Consider the following 17,324-nt stretch of genomic DNA (forward strand, 5'->3'; position numbering starts at 1 on the left):
TCAAAAAATCACTTTCTAAATTAATACTAAAGATTTTAATCTTTACTTATTTAAAAAAATGCAAAATAAACTAACAGCTGTATTTTGTTTATAGTACTTTAACTATTGTATCATACAAAAAGTTCGACTCTGCAACATAGTTAAAACTAGCCAATCTATAGAAGATAATTTCAGACTCTATATTCTTTTTTATAGCTATTTCAATTTATCACTGTTGTTATGAAAGCTCATTTTCATAACAAGTACATAATTTAACTTTCTATTTATCAAACAAATATATACTCAAGTTAGAGTTGTATAAGTTTATGCTCATATTTGTGTTTAATCATTAATTGTTAATTTATGTTTTAAAATTTTATAATTTGGCTAAATACATGTGTGCACTGTATAAATGGAGTGAGTTAAAAAATGATTAAAACACGTGCAGCCGTTGCTTGGGAAGCAGGTAAACCACTGTCAATTGAAACTGTGGACCTTATGCCCCCAAAGGAAGGAGAGGTTTTAGTAAGAATTATGGCCACTGGTGTTTGTCACACGGATGACTACACATTATCAGGAAAAGATCCTGAAGGTGTTTTTCCCGCTATTTTAGGGCATGAAGGGGCTGGAGTTGTAGAGCAGGTGGGGTCTGGTGTGGCAAGTGTAAAACCTGGAGACCATGTAATCCCACTTTACACGCCTGAGTGTGGAGTTTGTAAATTTTGTAAGTCTGGTAAAACGAACCTTTGCCAGGCAATCCGAAGCACGCAGGGACAAGGTTTAATGCCAGATGGAACAACACGTTTCTACAAAGATGGTAAACCAATCTTTCACTATATGGGGACTTCAACGTTTTCTGAATATACTGTTTTACCAGAAATTGCACTTGCCAAAATTAGCAAAGAAGCACCTTTGGAAAAGGTATGTCTACTAGGTTGTGGTATCACAACGGGCATGGGGGCTGTAATAAATACTGCTAAAGTTAAAGAAGGTGATACAGTTGCAGTATTTGGATTAGGTGGAGTTGGGTTATCTGCCATAATTGGTGCACGTATGGCTAAGGCAAGCCGTATAATTGCTATAGATATTAATGAAGATAAGTTTTCAATAGCAAGGCAGCTTGGTGCAACAGATGTTGTTAATCCAAAATCACATAATAAACCAGTTGAGGAAGTCATCATTGAAATGACTGATGGTGGTGTGGATTTTTCATTTGAGTGTATTGGTAATGTTAATGTCATGCGTTCAGCACTTGAATGTTGCCATAAAGGTTGGGGGGAGTCTGTCATTATCGGTGTTGCTGAAGCTGGAGCTGAAATAAGTACACGGCCTTTTCAGTTAGTAACAGGACGTGTTTGGAAAGGTTCTGCATTTGGTGGTGTAAAAGGCAGGTCTCAATTACCAGATTATGTAGAAAGGTATTTAAAAGGTGAGTTTGAGTTAGATACGTTTATTACCCATACTTTGCCATTAGAAGAGATAAATACTGCTTTTGATTTAATGCATGAAGGTAAGTCGATACGGACAGTTATCCACTTTTAGTTAGGCAGATAGAAAACCAGCCTCAGGAGTTTGGTTATGGTATTAGAAAAGCTGGCAGATAATTACTGTTTTAAAGGTCATCAACAACGCTATAGCCATCTGTCATCTACATTAAATTGTCAGATGACATTTTCTATTTATTTGCCTCCTAAATCATTAATGGGGCAGTCTGTACCTGTTGTATATTGGTTATCAGGATTGACATGTACGGATGAAAATTTTACGCAAAAAGCGGGAGCTCAACGTATTGCGGCAGAGTTAGGTATTGCATTGATAATGCCTGATACCAGTCCTCGAGGAGATGGCATTCCTGATGATCCTGATGGACTCTATGATTTTGGGCTTGGGGCTGGTTTTTATATCAATGCTACACAGTCACCTTGGTCTAAGCATTATTTAATGTATGACTATATTGTGAATGAATTGCCTTCTTTAGCAATGAAGGAGTTTCCATTAAGTGAGCATTGGAGTATTAGTGGTCATTCTATGGGCGGACATGGTGCATTGATGATTGCATTAAGAAATCCTGACAAATTTAAATCAGTGTCTGCATTTGCACCTATTGTTAATCCAACTGATTCTCTTTGGGGTAAAAAAGCATTTCGAAACTATCTTGGAGAAAATAGTTCTGTGTGGGAAGAATACGATACTTGCTGTATTCTAAGAAAGGAAAATATTACCCATCTACCAATGTTGGTGGATCAAGGCAGTGAAGATGAATTTTTAGTTAATCAACTGAAAACTGATCAATTAAAAGATATTTGCGATGCTATAGACTATCCGTTGGAATATAGACTGCAGCCAGGATATGACCACAGCTATTACTTTATAGCATCTTTTATCGAAGATCACTTAAGATTTCATAAACAGTATTTATAAAATATAAGAGCCATAGTGAAGCAGTCAGGCTGCTTCACTTTCATTACGTGTTGAATCTAAAGCTGAAAAAATCCATTGGCGACATTCATCATTAATGGTTTTGTACTCTCGGCCTGCTGTGGGAATCGGTTTTCCTATATGGATAGTAATGTGGCCAGGGCGTTTTATGAAAGATTTTGGTGGCCAGCAGTCACCAGCATTATGTGCAATAGGTAGAATTTTTTTACCAGAATTCACAGCTAAAACGGCACCACCTGTGGAAAATTTACCTAAGTGGCCTGATGGCTTTCGTGTGCCTTCAGGAAAAATTAAAACAAAATAGCCTTTTTTAAGTAAGTTAGACCCTTTTTTTAAAATTTGTTTCATTGATTGGCGCCTGTTGCTACGATCAATGGCTATTGGTTGCACTAAACCAAAAGCCCAACCAAAAAAGGGAATAAAAAGAAGTTCTCGCTTAATTACTTGGCTTTGTGGACTAATCAGTGTTTGAAGGAAAAAAGTTTCCCAAGCACTTTGGTGATTACTGATAATAACACAACTATCTTCAGGTATATTTTCTTTTCCTTTTATCTCAAAGGTTATACCACAAAATATTTTACATAAAAAAACAGCGACTTTAGCCCAAGGGCTGACAATAATGGCATGACGTTTTTGTGGAGGGATAGCAAGCCCTACTAAAATAAAAAAACTTGTCCACAAGCATGTCCATACAGATAATATAATATAAAATATAATAGTTCTGGAAGCTAATAAAATAGTGTTGTCCTTCATGCTTTAGTGATCCTGGGATAAAAGAACTTTGGCAAAGTCTGCTAAATCATCATATATTTCTGCTTCAATTGCTGGGTATGTTTTTAATGTACGCAGACCTTTACCTGATTTAACTAATATAGGTTTACACCCTGCTTTTCGAGCTGCTTCTATGTCACGTAAGGAATCACCCACTAACCAGGCATTGATGGCTGATGTTTTTAATGCAGATTCGATTTTTTTTATTAAACCAGTTTGTGGTTTACGACAATCACATGTGTCATTAGGCCCATGTGGACAATAAACAATACACTCTATCTTGCCTTTTGCATCGTTAACCATTGATAAGAGTTTTTCATGCATTGCTTGTAATGTTTGTTCTGAGAATAATCCACGAGCAATGCCTGATTGGTTAGTTGCCACTGCAATCAGATAACCTGCTTGAGAAAGTTTTGCAATGGCTTCAATACTACCAGGAATTGGCTGCCACTCTTCAACCGTCTTAATGTAACTATCTGAATCTTGGTTTATGACACCATCTCTATCGAGAATGATTAGCTTGCTCATAACTGCTCTGGTATGAATAAGCAGCTGCAAAACAGCTGCTTTATTTTCTATTTAGTTGTTAATAGAGAAATATCCGCTACACCTAAAAATAAAGCGCGTAGTTCTCTAAGCAATGCATAGCGATTTTGACGTAATGCAGTATCTTCAGCATTTACTAAAACATCATCAAAAAAGTTATCAATACTGTCTTTAAGTGATGCTAATGCCTCTAACGCTGCAGTATAAGAACGTTGCTGAAAGAGTGGAGCAACTTCTTGGCGTTTGCTATTAAGCGCTTTTGCTAATTGCTGCTCTGCTTTTTCTCGAAGCAATTTTTCATCAACAGGTTGGTTAGCAAGCGCTTTACCTTGTTTTTCCAAAATGTTGGATACACGTTTATTGGCTTCAGCAAGAGCTGTGGCTTCAGGAAGTTCAGTAAAGCGAGCAACAGCTTTAATACGCTGGTCAAAATCTAGAGGCTTAGCAGGTTTAAGTGCCTTAACTGCCATAAAGACCTCTGCTGCGATGCCTTCATCGTGATACCAAGCTCTAAAGCGCTCTAATAGGAATTCAAAGACGAGCTCTTGTAAATTATTAGCAGCGTTAAGTTTCGAGTTGCTCTCTGTATGCAGCTCAATCGCTTTTTGAATACAGCTCAATAAGTCTAAATCAAGCGATTTTTCAATAATAGTACGGAGGATACCCAATGCTGCACGACGCAAACCAAATGGATCTTTCGTTCCTGTCGGGAGCTGACCAATTGCGAAAATACCCACTAAAGTATCTAATTTATCTGCAATAGCCAGTGCGGCGCCAGTGGTAGTAGTTGCTACCTGATCACCAGCAAATCTAGGCATATATTGCTCGTATAGAGCGCTTGCAGTTTCAGCATGCTCATCATCATTTTGGGCATAGTAGTAGCCCATTGTTCCTTGCAGTTCTGGAAATTCAAGCACCATTTCTGAAGCAAGGTCCGACTTGCATAGCTGACCTGCACGTAAAGCAAGTTCTGCATCACCATTTATTATGGTAGCAATGTAACTGGCTAGTTTGGCAACACGTTCAGTTTTATCAAAAACGCTGCCTAGCTTTGCTTGGAATACAATAGGTTTAAGCTTGTCCCTGAAATTAAATAAAGATTTTTTCTTATCGGTTTCAAAGAAAAACATTGCATCAGCCAAGCGAGGACGTATTACCTTTTCATTACCTGAAATGACCTGACTGGGGTCTTTACTTTCTATGTTGCTGATCGTGATAAAGTTAGGCAACAACTGCTGGTTTTTATCAATTAAATGAAAATACTTCTGGTGACCTTTCATTGAAGAGATAAGTGCTTCAGCAGGAACTGCCAGGAAACGTTCATCAAATGAACCTAACAGTGCAACAGGCCATTCAACTAAAGCCGTTACTTCATCTAATAAACTTTCATCAATAACAGCATGGCCAGAGATTGTTTTGGCTAAGACTTCAACTTGTTGATAAATCTGCTTTTTTCGAATAGCAAAGTCTGCAACGACAGAGCCTTGTTCTTTTAGTACTTTTGCGTAGTCTTTTGGTGCTGTTAGTGGCAGAGGCCTGCCACAGTGAAAGCGATGACCATAAGTTATATTGCTAGCATGTTGACCTAAAATCTCACAGTTGATGACATCTTGTCCCAACATCATGACGAGCCACTGCACTGGTCTGACAAATTCATCTCGCTTTGCCCCCCAGCGCATACGCTTTGGTATTGGTAAACTATCAACAGATTTATCCACAATTGATGGCAGTAGGACTGATGCTTTAGAGCCCTTTTGTACTGTACGATAAACTAACCAGGCATTTTTTCCTTGAGTTAACGTATCCAAGTTATCCACAGTTGTGCCACACGATTTGGCAAAACCTTCTGCTGCTTTTGTCGGTTTTCCGTCAGCATCAAATGCTGCTGTAAGTGCGGGACCTCTTCGCTCTATTTCCTGATCTGGTTGCTCTGTTTCTAGTTGGCTAATAAGCAATGCTAAGCGGCGTGGTGTAGCAAATACTTGATGGTTAGAGTGCTTCAAATTAGCAGCTTTTAAGCCATCAATAATCCCATTGGCAAAGGCAATAGACAGTGATTGTAAAGCCTTAGGTGGTAACTCTTCAGTTCCCAGCTCAACTAAGAAATCTTGCTTTGCCATTACTTTTGTTCCTCGTGAGATTTTGCTAGAACTTCTGCGCGAATTGATGGATCAGCTAGAGGAAAGCCCTGTGCTTGACGTGTGTTGAAATAAGCCTGGGCGACTGCTCGAGCAAGTGTACGTACACGCAAAATAAAGCGTTGTCTTTCTGTCACTGAGATGGCATGCCGGGCATCTAGCAAGTTAAATGTATGAGAAGCTTTCAGCACATACTCGTAAGCGGGAAGAGGTAAATTTAGATCAACAAGCCGCTGACTTTCACGTTCAAAGAAGTCAAATTGTTTGAATAACTCGTCAGTGTCTGCATGTTCAAAATTAAACGTCGACATCTCCACTTCGTTTTGATGGAAAACATCGCCGTAGGTTACTTTGCCAAAAGGACCATCTGTCCATACCAAGTCATATACAGTATCTACTTCTTGTAAATACATTGCGATACGCTCTAAACCGTATGTAATCTCACCAGTAACGGGATAACACTCTATGCCTCCTGCTTGTTGGAAGTAAGTAAACTGAGTCACTTCCATACCATTAAGCCAGACTTCCCAGCCAAGACCCCAAGCTCCTAGTGTAGGGGACTCCCAATTGTCTTCAACAAAGCGAATATCATGAACCAATGGGTCGATACCCAAGGCTTTAAGAGAACCTAGATAAAGTTCTTGAATGTTGTCTGGAGAAGGCTTTATGACAACCTGGAATTGATAGTAATGTTGTAATCGGTTTGGGTTTTCACCATAACGACCATCAGTGGGACGGCGGCTGGGTTGCACATAAGCAGAACTCCAGCGCTCAGGACCAATAGCACGCAGGAAGGTAGCTGGGTGAAATGTGCCTGCACCTACTTCCATGTCCAATGGTTGCAAAATAACACAGCCCTGGTTTGCCCAATACTCTTGGAGTGCCAGGATCAACCCCTGAAATGTACTGATGTCTGGTGAATTCTGCTTAGCCACAATACCACCTCGGTAATAGCATTATGCGATGGAAAAATGAGCGGGATTATAGCGTGTTATAGATATGAAAATATAGAGAAAGCCCCCAAATACTTGTATTACAAGAACGTAAAACTAGATACTTTCATAAATGTTTCACGAATGGGAGCTTATGTTTGGCTTGTAAATTATGTCTCAAGAGTGGTTTGAACATACTCTAATTAATAGAGGGTCGCAAACATACAGTGGTTTAAAAAACAATGCCCCAGATGCTTTGCGACATCCTCTATAGGTAATAAGTTGCTGAAGAGTGTTTGTTGAAATAGTTACTTAACGGGTGGCGTGACAAAACCCTCTGGTTTTACAGCTAGTACTGAACAACTTGCTTCATTGAGTACATTTTCAGCTGTATTACCAATGACGAATCCTGCGAGACCTGATCGGCCTACTGTCCCCATAACAATCATATCAACATCTTCTTTTTGAGCCAGGCGTTGTATCTCAACTGAGGCACTACCTTTGATGAGGTGTGGAATAACACCTGGTTTATCCATTCCTTCTGCACTGATTAAGTTATTCATCGCACGTTCATTTTCACTGCGAGTCTTTTCAAGCATTTCATCAATTTCTTCTTCAGGAAGATTAATAAATGGCCCTCTTAATCGTTCTTCACCATATAGGCTCCATACTTGTATGATGTGAAGCTCTTCAGCTTGTTCCATTTTATATAAATTATCGGCATAGTTGAGGAGCCGTTTGTTGAGCGTTACTCGTTCATCGTTGTCAAAGTCAGAGTCGATAGCTACTAAAATTTTCTTCACATCACCTGTGTGCGTCCCAGTATCAACAAGTAACCAAACAGGGACAGGGCATTTTCGTAATAAGTTAAGATCATCTCCTGTCAGTTTTTTACGGCTAAAGTTGACAAAAGGATCAGCTAGCTTAATGACTAAATCGAAACTTTCTTTTTGAACCAGTCGTATGATTTCAGTGTAAGCTTTGCCCCACAGTATGCGGGTATCAAAGTCATTAATACCTGCTTGAGTTATTTTATTGCGAAACTCATTAACCACTTCATCTAACTGGTGAGTAAATAGTCGTTTTAACTTTGTTTCCATAGCCAGTTCGGCTAGGCGAGAGATGGGTTCGTCTATTGCTGCAATAGTGAGTTTTGCATTATTTGCTTTTGCAAGTTTGATAGCCTTGTCAATCTCATCGTTGTTGTAATGAGTGTGAGTAATGGCTACAAGAATATTTTTAAACTCATTCATGTCCAGCTCCTGAAGGATTGCTTATTATATTTATTAGCATATTCCCTATAGATTAGACCTCATAGGTCGATAAGCTTAAGGTAAGTTAAAGATTTAAATCAGTTGTCTTACATTAAGAGCAAAGCTGTTTGCTTCACCTAGTTAGATATCATAAATTAACGTTATTAGTATTGATTTAGTCCCTTCATAAAAATAGCAGGCTATCCACATAGCTTCTTAACGTCGCCAAAATGATGGAGAAAATAGCACAAGTAATGTGAAAATCTCCAAGCGACCTAACAACATTGCTAAACAAAGAATCCATTTTGCCGCATCAGGTAGATCTGCATAGTTTGCCGCTGCATCACCAAGGGCAGGCCCTAAGTTATTCATACATGATGCAACGGTTGAAAAAGATGTGGGTAAATCCAAACCTAGAGCCAGCATTGTCAAGAAAAGCGCGATAAAAATAAACACATAAACAGAAAAGTAACCCCAGACGGCTTCAATAACACGTTCAGGTAATGCTTTTTTCCCAAGCTTAATCGGAACAATAGCACTTGGATGAAGAAGCTTTTGAATCTCACGCATACCCTGCTTAAAAATCAATAGAACACGAATAACTTTGATGCCACCCGCAGTTGATCCAGCACACCCCCCAACAAAACAAGTCCAAAAGAGTAAGTAAGGTAAAAAGTGTGGCCAAATTGAAAAATCTGCTGTACCAAATCCTGTAGTTGTTGCAATGGATACAACTTCAAAAACGCCATAACGAATTGATTCTGAAAGGTTATAAGGAGAATCAAAATATAAAACAACAGCAGCTACCAAACTAATAGAGATAAGTAAGCATAGGTAAAGTTTGACCTCTGAGTCATTAAAGTAATGCTTTACACTTCTGTGTCTCCAGGCAAAGAAATGGAGCGCAAAATTAATACCTGCCAGGGTCATAAAGATAATACAGATGGCTTCTATTGCACTGTTATTAAAATAACCTAAGCTGGCATCATGTGTTGAGAATCCACCGATTGCAATGGTTGAAAAACTATGACATATCGCGTCAAAGAGGCTCATGCCAGCTAACCAGTAAGCAAGGAAACAGGCTAGGGTTAGGCATAAATAGATATACCACAGCGCCTTAGCAGTCTCTGTAATGCGCGGTGTTAATTTGGTGTCTTTGATTGGGCCAGGCGTTTCTGCTCGGTAAAGCTGCATTCCACCAATACCTAGCATGGGTAAAATTGCTACAGCAAGAACGATTATCCCCATACCTCCAAGCCACTGGAGTTGTTGGCGGTAAAATAAAATGGATTTAGGTAGGGTGTCTAAACTGGTAATAACTGTCGCACCTGTTGTGGTAAGTCCAGACAATGATTCAAAGAGTGTATCAATAAACGACAGTTGTGGACTGGTCATTAAATATAATGGCAGTGTTCCAAAGGTGGCTAGCACTGTCCAAAACAGAACAGTGACCAAAAAGCCATCACGAATCCGTAATTCCTGTTTAACTTTCCAGACTGGAGCCCAGCTTATAAAACCTGTAACTAAGGTGATAAGAAAGGCATAACCAAAGATAGCAACTTCTTGCTCTCCATACCATTTAGCAACTATTGCGGGCGGCAATAACGTAAAACTAAAAAGCATGAGCAAGATGCCAAGAATTTTGATGATAATAGAAAAGCGCATGCTTGCCTTAAAATTATAGTCCTTTACGCTAGAAGAATGTGAGACCTACTTGGAATAGGCGCTCAACTTCTTTAATACGGCGTTTGTCGGTTACAAATAAAATGACATGGTCATCGGATTCAATTTCAATATGGTCATGAGCAATTAATACTTGTTCGCTCCGAACTATAGCGCCAATTGATGTGCCGGGAGGTAAGTCTATTTCTCCTATGGTGCGACCAACAACTTTTGAGCTTTTGGAATCCCCGTGGGCAATAGCCTCAATAGCTTCTGCAGCTCCTCTTCTTAATGAGTGAACATTTACAACATCGCCTCGACGGACGTGAGTTAGTAAGCTGCCTATTGTTGCCATTTGTGGTGAGATAGCAATATCAATTTCTCCCCCTTGGACAAGATCAACGTAAGCTGGGTTGCTGATTAATGCCATGACTTTTCTTGCACCCAAACGTTTGGCCAACATTGCAGACATGACATTAGCTTCATCATCATTGGTTAAAGCACAGAAAATATCTGTTTCCTCAATATTTTCTGCAAGTAATAACTCTCGATCAGATGCATGACCATGGAAGACAATTGACTTATTGAGTAGTTGTGACAAGAAATGACAGCGGGGTAAATCACGCTCAATGATTTTTATGTTATACCGGTTCTCAATAGACTCAGCTAAGCGCTGACCAATATTCCCACCACCAGCAATAATAATTCGCTTATAGACATTGTCCAGTCGTCTTAACTCACTCATTACATCGCGAATGTGTTTTCGTGCAGCAATAAAAAATACTTCATCGTCCGCTTCGATGACTGTTGATCCTTCAGGCATGATGGCTTTGCCTCGACGAAAAATGGCGGCTACACGTGTATCAACTGAGGGCATATGCTCACGAAGAAAGCGTAATTCTTGTTTAACAAGAGGGCCACCATAATAAGCTTTTACTGCAACCAACTGTACTTTTCCACCAGCAAAATCAAGTACCTGTAAGGCACCTGGATGTTCAATTAAGCGTTGAATATAGTTTGTGACGACTTGCTCTGGGCTAATCAATACATCAATAGGAATGACATCGTTTTTGAATAGTTCAGACTGATTTAAATAAGACGTTTGACGGATACGTGCAATTTTAGTGGGGGTGCGGAATAGGGTATAAGAAATCTGACAGGCTACCATATTCACTTCATCACTGTTGGTAACAGCCACCAGCATATCAGCATCATCTGCACCGGCCTGTCGTAATACGTTCGGAAAAGAGGCGTGACCTTGGATGGTTCGAATATCTATTCTGTCTTGCAGTTCTCGCAAACGATCACCATTAGTATCTACTACAGTAATATCGTTTGCTTCATCGGCTAAATTTTCAGCGAGTGTGCCGCCAACTTGACCAGCACCTAATATAATTATTTTCATAGTCGCTCTTTACAGCCTCTGACAAGGTGTTAACAACAGGCTGAATACCCTACATGATTCATGATTTTTATGTTTCTGGCGTTGCCGGAAAACGGAGGTTGTGTACACAATAGTTATGTATTAATGAATTGGTATAAGTAGTTTTACATAAGTACCCTGCACAGACTGTATATCATTAAAGTAGCTTGCTCTACTGGCTATAGACTGATGATGTTATGCATTTGTTTTCTGTAAGAGTGCATAAAAAAAGCCATCATGGCTATTGTCAGTAGGAAGTAATTGTCTGCCATAACCCGTGTCAAAACCCCAACCTACTTCCAGGTTTAGCAATGAAGCATTACTTGTTTGCTGTAAAAAGTGTGCAACCTGTTGGCTATTTTCTTGTTGCATAACAGAACATGTTGCATAGAGTAACTTGCCTCCAGGCTTAAGCAAAGCCCAAAGTGTTGCTAGTATTTGTTGTTGGAGTTTTGCTAAGTTATCTATGTCATTGGCGTGTCTAAGTAATTTTATGTCTGGGTGACGACGGATAACGCCTGTTGCTGAACAAGGGGCATCCAGCAAAATACGATCAAATAATTCACCATTCCACCAATCCTCAGGTTTACCTGCATCACCAGCGATACAGTGTGCATTAAGCTTAAGCCGGGACAAATTCTCTTTGATCCGTTGTAAACGCTCACTGTCAAAGTCTAGCGCAATCATGCTGGCCAATTCTGGCTCATGCTCTAACATATGACAGGTTTTTCCTCCTGGGGCGGCACAGGCATCTAAGACATGTTGACCTGGGACAAGGTCTAATAAGGCTGGTGTTAATTGCGGTGCTTCATCTTGCACGCTGACAAAGCCGTCAGCAAAGTCGGGAAGTAAGGCTACATCAACGGGTTGATTAAGCTGAATACCTACGGATGAGTGAGGGGTTGCGAATGCTTCAATGCCATTGGTTTGGAGTGTTTGTAAATACTCATCTCGCTTTATATGGCGTTGGTTTACCCTTAATGTCATCGGTGGATGTTGATTATTGGCGGTTACAATAGCTTGCCACTGGTTAGGGTATTGTGTTTTCAGTATCGCTAACAGCCATGAAGGATGATTGAAAATCACTTCAGTGCCGTGAGTTGAAGAAATATTGTTTTGCTGTCGTTGATAACTTCTTAACACCCCGTTTATTAATTTATTAGCCCATGGCTTTTTTAATTGCTTAGCACCAGCCACTGTTGCAGATACAGCTGCATGAGCAGGTGTTCGCATATGAGAGAGCTGTAAAATGCCCAGCATAATAAGCGCCATAATATCCTGATCTTTAGGTTTAAGGGGCTTTTGTAAGAATTGATGGGCTGCATGTTGCAATTCATAGAAGTGTCTGCAGCAGCCAAAACACAGCGCTTGAAACAGCCCACTCTCTGCTTGGGTGACTTGCAGAGAGTACTTGGGTAATAAGCTCGCGAGTGATTGCTTATTTACGATGACCTCTTTGATAACCAAGGCTGCTGCGGTTCGGGCACTTAGTTTGCCACCTTGCTTTTTACTCGCATGCGTATTTTGGTTAGGGTGTTTTGCTGGGGGCGTTTGTCCACTCATAAAGTCTGTGTAGATGTGAATTGTTGATTAATTGTAAATAAGTGGCCACGACTATTTAAGATATCTTGAGCACTCATCGCTTTTGCACCAGCCAGTTGTAGCTTGGTTATGCGAATTGCATTATGTAGGCAGGCTACTGTAATGCCGTGTTTGTTTGTCGCTAAAATTGTGCCTGGTTCTGCTTGGTGAGTATTTGCTTCCAGTTCAGCTGACCAGATACGCACTGCTTCACCATTCACATAACTATATGCAATAGGACGAGGATTAAAGCCACGTATCTGTCGGTGTATCACCTCAGCAGCTTGCTGCCAATTAATTTCAGCTTCTGCTTTGCTGATTTTTTCCGCATAAGTTGCCTGGTTATTATCTTGCTTTTCAGGAGATAGGCTTGCTTGAGCGAGTGAAGAGAGAGCATCAGGTAGCGTTTGTGCACCAAGTGCGGTAATACGTTGGTAGAGGTCTGCTGATGTATCTGTCTGAGTAATAGGACATTCCGCTTTTACCAGCATATCACCCGTATCTAGTCCTGCATCCATTTGCATTATGGTTACCCCAGTTTTTTGATCCCCTGCCAGTAAAGCACGTTCAATGGGGGCTGCACCTCGCCATCGTGGTAGTAATGAAGCATGCACATTGATACAGCCTAAACGCGGGATATCCAACACGGCTTGTGGCAATATTAAGCCATAGGCTACAACGACCATAACATCAGGTTTTAAGGTGGCTAACTCGGCTTGTGCATCTGGATCACGTAATGTTTTTGGTTGATAAACAGGAATTTGCTGTTGTTGAGCCAGTGCTTTTACTGGGCTCATGGTCACTTTTCGGCCACGACCTGCTGGACGGTCAGGCTGGCTATAAACTGCGACGATTTGGTGTTCACTGTTCAATAATGTGACTAAGTGGGCAGCTGCAAAGTCTGGTGTACCTGCAAACACAACTGTTAGTGGTGATTGGCTCATTGTTTCTCCTGACAAGACGATAAGGCCTGCTTTGTAAAAGCAAGCCAGAAGCATACTCTATTGAGGGAGACTAGAACTAGATGAGATATGTTTGAAAGTGGTGTTAGGGCTTATGCACTCACTGGATGTTGTTGTAAGCGATGTGCCTTTTCAAGTCTCTTTTTGATGCGGTTCCGCTTTAGTGGAGATAAATAATCAACAAACAGCTTACCATTCAAATGATCCACTTCATGTTGGATACACACAGCCTGTAAGTCTTCTAACTCCAACGTAAAAGACTCACCGTCAACGTTTAGTGCTGTTACTTTGACACGGTTAGGACGAACGACCTCTTCATAAAAGCCGGGTACAGACAAGCAGCCTTCTTGAAGGTGGCCTTGTTCATCAGTCATTGGGGTAATTTCGGGATTGATAAAGACTAATGGATCATTCTGCTCTTCTGAAGTATCCATTACAACCACACGCTTGTGCTCATTGACTTGGGTAGCAGCAAGTCCAATACCTGGGGCTGCATACATTGTTTCCAGCATGTCCTTGGCAAGCTGCTTGATAGCATCATCTACCTTTTCAACTGGTTGTGCCTTGGTTCGTAAACGAGAGTCAGGAAACTCCAGAATGTTTAAGATAGCCATGCTTTCTCTCTACCTCTATTCAACCGCTACCCACTTTAGGAAGCCTATAATAATACAATAGCGCAAAACAAAAAACTGGCTTTAGTTATGGCCTTTAGTCAGCTTCTAGGAGTTCTCTCCTTATTTCAATTGGTCAAGGGGCTATTCTCTACTCTTCTTTACTCTCTATAGAGTTAGTGGGTAAGCGTACACTATCACTCACTTCTTAGTCTTTTGCTCTTAATAGTTTGTCTGTTTAATGAAGGTATTAGTTCAACTGCTGGTTTGATGTGAGATCAGCATCTATAATTTTTGGTTATCGGTATCTCTTGATTAAATATTAGTTGCTCACAAATAAATAGTTATATGTTTCACATTTTTTGTGAAAAAGTAACGGTAATACAGAAAATCCTGCGCTATATTGCGCTTAGAGGCATTGATGATATGAGTGCCCATATGATTCACGATCACTTTGTATATACAACAGACTGTGTGTATTGATATGTGTAAAGCACAACAAGGAGATCGAATTTGTTTTCGGGGGAGTCCACTCCATCGTTTTATCAGCCTTAATTGTAAACACTATAACCAATAAGTTAGGGGCCTTCACCATGAGGAAAGTGCTGCTTGGGATAGTATTATCCTGTTTGTTCAGCTTTTCAGCCTTTGGGGCGACAGATGATGTAGTGAAGTCAGGGCATCCGCAGTCCTATACAGTGAAACGCGGTGATACCCTCTGGGATATTTCAAGCATGTTTTTAAGTAAGCCGTGGATGTGGCCTGAAATATGGCATGTTAATCCCGAAATTAAAAACCCGCATAAAATCTACCCTGGTGATGTGATTAGCTTAGTTTATGTAGATGGTAAACCACGACTAATGCTGGGTAAACGTGGTGCTGGAGGGCGTACAATTCGTTTGTCGCCTAAAATTCGCTCTACGCCTATTGATACGGCAATACCCTCTATTCCTCTAAATGCAATTAGCAGCTTTTTAAAGCGGAGTCGAATAATTGATAACACCGATGGTGTTTCAAAAGCACCCTATGTTATTGCTAGCCGTCAAGAAAGAATTGTTACAGGTGCAGGCGATATTATTTATGCGAGAGGACAGTTCCCAGAAGATGCTCAGGCCATGGGGGTTTTCCGTAAAGGAAGAGATTATACTGATCCAAAAACAAAAGAATACTTAGGCACTGTTGTTCATGATATTGGTATAGCTAAAATTAAGTCTGTTTCTGGTGATGTGGGTACTGTTTCTGTTATGGAAAGTAACCAGGAAATTAGAGTGGGTGATCGCTTGTTAGAGACAGAAGAAACGGCTGTACAACCTACATTTTATCCCAGTGCTCCTAAGCAAACTGTTGAAGGGGAAATACTGAGTGTTATCGGTGGTGTTACTCAAATTGGCCAGTTTGATAATGTGCTGATTAATCTTGGTGGCCGAAATGGTATGGTTTCTGGAACCGTTTTATCAATAAATAGAGTTACAATCGTTAACGATTCGCTGGCTAAGCAAAAAGTGCAGCTACCACCAGAGCATGTTGGTACACTGATGGTTTATAAAGCCTTTGATAAAATGAGTTATGGTATTGTGCTAAAAGCATTACAACCTATTAATACGGGTGATATGGTGACCAATCCGTAGCTGCGATCTTTTATTCCTAAAATAAGACAATAGTTATATACAAAGGGGGGCATCTGTCCTCCTTTTTTGTGTTAGTTACTTTGGAAGAAATTTTAATCAACCAGATACTGTTTTAATTGTTTGTTGAAGTTTAATGATCAGGCTTATTATATATCCCACAGTGATGGGTATATTGGGTATCCAAAGGATAATGATGAGGTTGATAGATATATGCCATATCAGCAATATGAATGGACTGCCATTGCACCATGGTTAACATTATTCTTAGTGCCTGGCATTGGACCACGTCGTTTTAACCAACTGCTGGAAAAAATGGGCACACCTGAAAATGTATTAGCCTCGAATCCTAGCTCCCTGACCGGTTTACCAAAAGAGTCTATTGAAGGATTAAGGCAATTACAAAAGCAGTCTGGTGAAGTCTATTCAGTGATTCAGCAGCAACTTGAAGATACTTATCTTTGGTTTGAGAAACCTCATCACTATATTATTCCTTACCAGGCGAGTTTATATCCTAAGTTATTACAAGAGCTAGTAGATGCTCCTCCACTACTTTTTGTTAATGGGCAGTTAGAGTTTTTATCACTTAAGCAGATAGCCATTGTTGGTAGTCGAAACCCGAGCAATCAGGGGCAGGAAAATGCTTATTCATTTGCAGCAGAGTTAGCCAGCCGAGGTTATGTCATTACCAGTGGTCTGGCATATGGGGTGGATGCAGCAGCACACCAAGGGGCATTAGCAGGCGGCGGAGCGACAATTGCAGTTTTAGGCACAGGACTTGATGTTGTTTACCCTGCTCGTCATAAAGCGTTAGCTGAGCGTATCAGTGAACGTGGAGCTTTGATTAGTGATTTCCCGCTGACAACAAAGCCTCAATCCAGCAACTTTCCTCGTCGAAATAGGCTCATCAGTGGGCTGAGTACAGGCGTTTTGGTTGTTGAAGCGACACTGAATAGTGGTTCGTTGATTACTGCTCGACTAGCAGCAGAGCAAGGGCGTGATGTTTTTGCTATACCAGGATCAATTCACAACCCTCTAAGTAAAGGCTGCCATGAACTTATTCGACAAGGCGCCAAACTGGTTGATCAAGTCGATCACATTGTGGAAGAGGTTAGACGCCAAACTCCACCCAATGTACAGCACATTGATTTTGAAAGTAATGATGCGTCAGAACAAACATTTGAAGCAGAGCTTAATAATGAACAACAAAGTGTTATGCAAGCTTTGGAAGACACCACCTGCCATATTGACCAGATTGTGTTAAGAACAACACTTAATGTCCAGCAAGTTGCTGATGCATTATTACATTTAGAGTTATCTGGATTTATTGAGAGTGTGCCCGGTGGGTATCGTAAGCGCATAAAGTCTTAGCTTGTTGATTATGTGATTAAGCATGAGACAG

Annotated in this window: 14 protein-coding genes; 4 read left to right on the plus strand and 10 right to left on the minus strand. The window is 40.4% G+C overall.

Annotated features, from left to right (window positions below):
• The first annotated feature begins 408 nt into the window (after positions 1-408).
• Both KCG35_RS11530 and fghA read left to right on the plus strand, forming a co-directional pair.
• The gene (locus tag KCG35_RS11530; protein WP_230409148.1) at positions 409-1,521 is read left to right on the plus strand and encodes an S-(hydroxymethyl)glutathione dehydrogenase/class III alcohol dehydrogenase; all 1,113 of its coding nucleotides are present in this window, start codon (positions 409-411) and stop codon (positions 1,519-1,521) included.
• A gap of 36 nt (positions 1,522-1,557) precedes the next feature.
• Positions 1,558-2,400 (plus strand): S-formylglutathione hydrolase, encoded by an 843-nt coding sequence (fghA, locus tag KCG35_RS11535; protein ID WP_215819850.1) that lies wholly within the window; start codon positions 1,558-1,560, stop codon positions 2,398-2,400.
• A 24-nt stretch (positions 2,401-2,424) separates the two neighbouring features.
• On the opposite strand, the gene KCG35_RS11540 is transcribed toward fghA, so the two are convergent.
• The 10 genes from KCG35_RS11540 to def form a co-directional block, all read right to left on the minus strand.
• On the minus strand, positions 2,425-3,171 hold the full coding sequence (locus tag KCG35_RS11540) for a lysophospholipid acyltransferase family protein (RefSeq protein WP_215819851.1): 747 nt from the start codon (positions 3,169-3,171) through the stop codon (positions 2,425-2,427).
• A 3-nt stretch (positions 3,172-3,174) separates the two neighbouring features.
• The gene (gene gmhB, locus KCG35_RS11545; protein WP_215819852.1) at positions 3,175-3,717 is read right to left on the minus strand and encodes a D-glycero-beta-D-manno-heptose 1,7-bisphosphate 7-phosphatase; all 543 of its coding nucleotides are present in this window, start codon (positions 3,715-3,717) and stop codon (positions 3,175-3,177) included.
• 47 nt (positions 3,718-3,764) lie between these two features.
• Entirely contained in the window at positions 3,765-5,855 is a 2,091-nt protein-coding gene (gene glyS / locus KCG35_RS11550) for a glycine--tRNA ligase subunit beta (RefSeq protein WP_215819853.1), read from the minus strand.
• Positions 5,855-6,808, minus strand: coding sequence for a glycine--tRNA ligase subunit alpha (gene glyQ / locus KCG35_RS11555; RefSeq protein WP_215819854.1), 954 nt, complete (start codon positions 6,806-6,808; stop codon positions 5,855-5,857). The genes glyS and glyQ overlap by 1 nt, the downstream gene beginning before the upstream one ends.
• 305 nt (positions 6,809-7,113) lie before the next feature.
• Complete coding sequence (locus KCG35_RS11560) at positions 7,114-8,058, minus strand: universal stress protein (RefSeq protein ID WP_215819855.1); 945 nt, start codon at positions 8,056-8,058, stop codon at positions 7,114-7,116.
• Between the two features lie 216 nt (positions 8,059-8,274).
• Positions 8,275-9,723 (minus strand): TrkH family potassium uptake protein, encoded by a 1,449-nt coding sequence (locus KCG35_RS11565; protein WP_215819856.1) that lies wholly within the window; start codon positions 9,721-9,723, stop codon positions 8,275-8,277.
• Positions 9,724-9,751: 28 nt separating this feature from the next.
• On the minus strand, positions 9,752-11,125 hold the full coding sequence (gene trkA, locus KCG35_RS11570; protein ID WP_215819857.1) for a Trk system potassium transporter TrkA: 1,374 nt from the start codon (positions 11,123-11,125) through the stop codon (positions 9,752-9,754).
• A 213-nt stretch (positions 11,126-11,338) separates the two neighbouring features.
• Positions 11,339-12,706: a 16S rRNA (cytosine(967)-C(5))-methyltransferase RsmB gene (rsmB, locus tag KCG35_RS11575; protein WP_215819858.1), complete on the minus strand. Its 1,368-nt coding sequence runs from the start codon at positions 12,704-12,706 to the stop codon at positions 11,339-11,341.
• Entirely contained in the window at positions 12,703-13,668 is a 966-nt protein-coding gene (gene fmt / locus KCG35_RS11580; RefSeq protein ID WP_215819859.1) for a methionyl-tRNA formyltransferase, read from the minus strand. Before fmt ends, rsmB begins: the two co-directional genes overlap by 4 nt.
• Positions 13,669-13,778: 110 nt before the next feature.
• On the minus strand, positions 13,779-14,300 hold the full coding sequence (def, locus tag KCG35_RS11585) for a peptide deformylase (protein WP_215819860.1): 522 nt from the start codon (positions 14,298-14,300) through the stop codon (positions 13,779-13,781).
• 590 nt (positions 14,301-14,890) lie between these two features.
• Here def and KCG35_RS11590 point away from each other — a divergent pair.
• Positions 14,891-15,925 carry a LysM peptidoglycan-binding domain-containing protein gene (locus KCG35_RS11590; RefSeq protein ID WP_215819861.1) on the plus strand — a complete coding sequence of 345 codons (1,035 nt, stop codon included), beginning with the start codon at positions 14,891-14,893 and terminating at the stop codon, positions 15,923-15,925.
• Positions 15,926-16,135: 210 nt separating this feature from the next.
• On the plus strand, positions 16,136-17,293 hold the full coding sequence (gene dprA, locus KCG35_RS11595) for a DNA-processing protein DprA (protein ID WP_215819862.1): 1,158 nt from the start codon (positions 16,136-16,138) through the stop codon (positions 17,291-17,293).
• Positions 17,294-17,324: the final 31 nt, after the last annotated feature.

Source organism: Zooshikella harenae, from assembly GCF_018837975.1.
In the GTDB taxonomy this organism is placed as follows: Bacteria; Pseudomonadota; Gammaproteobacteria; order Pseudomonadales; family Zooshikellaceae; genus Zooshikella; species Zooshikella harenae.

Coding starts and splice junctions, on each gene's coding strand:
- KCG35_RS11530 (WP_230409148.1), top strand. CDS start 409: ATGATTAAAACACGTGCAGCCGTTGCTTGGGAAGCAGGTAAACCACTG.
- fghA (WP_215819850.1), top strand. CDS start 1,558: ATGGTATTAGAAAAGCTGGCAGATAATTACTGTTTTAAAGGTCATCAA.
- KCG35_RS11540 (WP_215819851.1), bottom strand. CDS start 3,171: ATGAAGGACAACACTATTTTATTAGCTTCCAGAACTATTATATTTTAT.
- gmhB (WP_215819852.1), bottom strand. CDS start 3,717: ATGAGCAAGCTAATCATTCTCGATAGAGATGGTGTCATAAACCAAGAT.
- glyS (WP_215819853.1), bottom strand. CDS start 5,855: ATGGCAAAGCAAGATTTCTTAGTTGAGCTGGGAACTGAAGAGTTACCA.
- KCG35_RS11560 (WP_215819855.1), bottom strand. CDS start 8,058: ATGAATGAGTTTAAAAATATTCTTGTAGCCATTACTCACACTCATTAC.
- KCG35_RS11565 (WP_215819856.1), bottom strand. CDS start 9,723: ATGCGCTTTTCTATTATCATCAAAATTCTTGGCATCTTGCTCATGCTT.
- trkA (WP_215819857.1), bottom strand. CDS start 11,125: ATGAAAATAATTATATTAGGTGCTGGTCAAGTTGGCGGCACACTCGCT.
- rsmB (WP_215819858.1), bottom strand. CDS start 12,706: ATGAGTGGACAAACGCCCCCAGCAAAACACCCTAACCAAAATACGCAT.
- fmt (WP_215819859.1), bottom strand. CDS start 13,668: ATGAGCCAATCACCACTAACAGTTGTGTTTGCAGGTACACCAGACTTT.
- def (WP_215819860.1), bottom strand. CDS start 14,300: ATGGCTATCTTAAACATTCTGGAGTTTCCTGACTCTCGTTTACGAACC.
- KCG35_RS11590 (WP_215819861.1), top strand. CDS start 14,891: ATGAGGAAAGTGCTGCTTGGGATAGTATTATCCTGTTTGTTCAGCTTT.
- dprA (WP_215819862.1), top strand. CDS start 16,136: ATGCCATATCAGCAATATGAATGGACTGCCATTGCACCATGGTTAACA.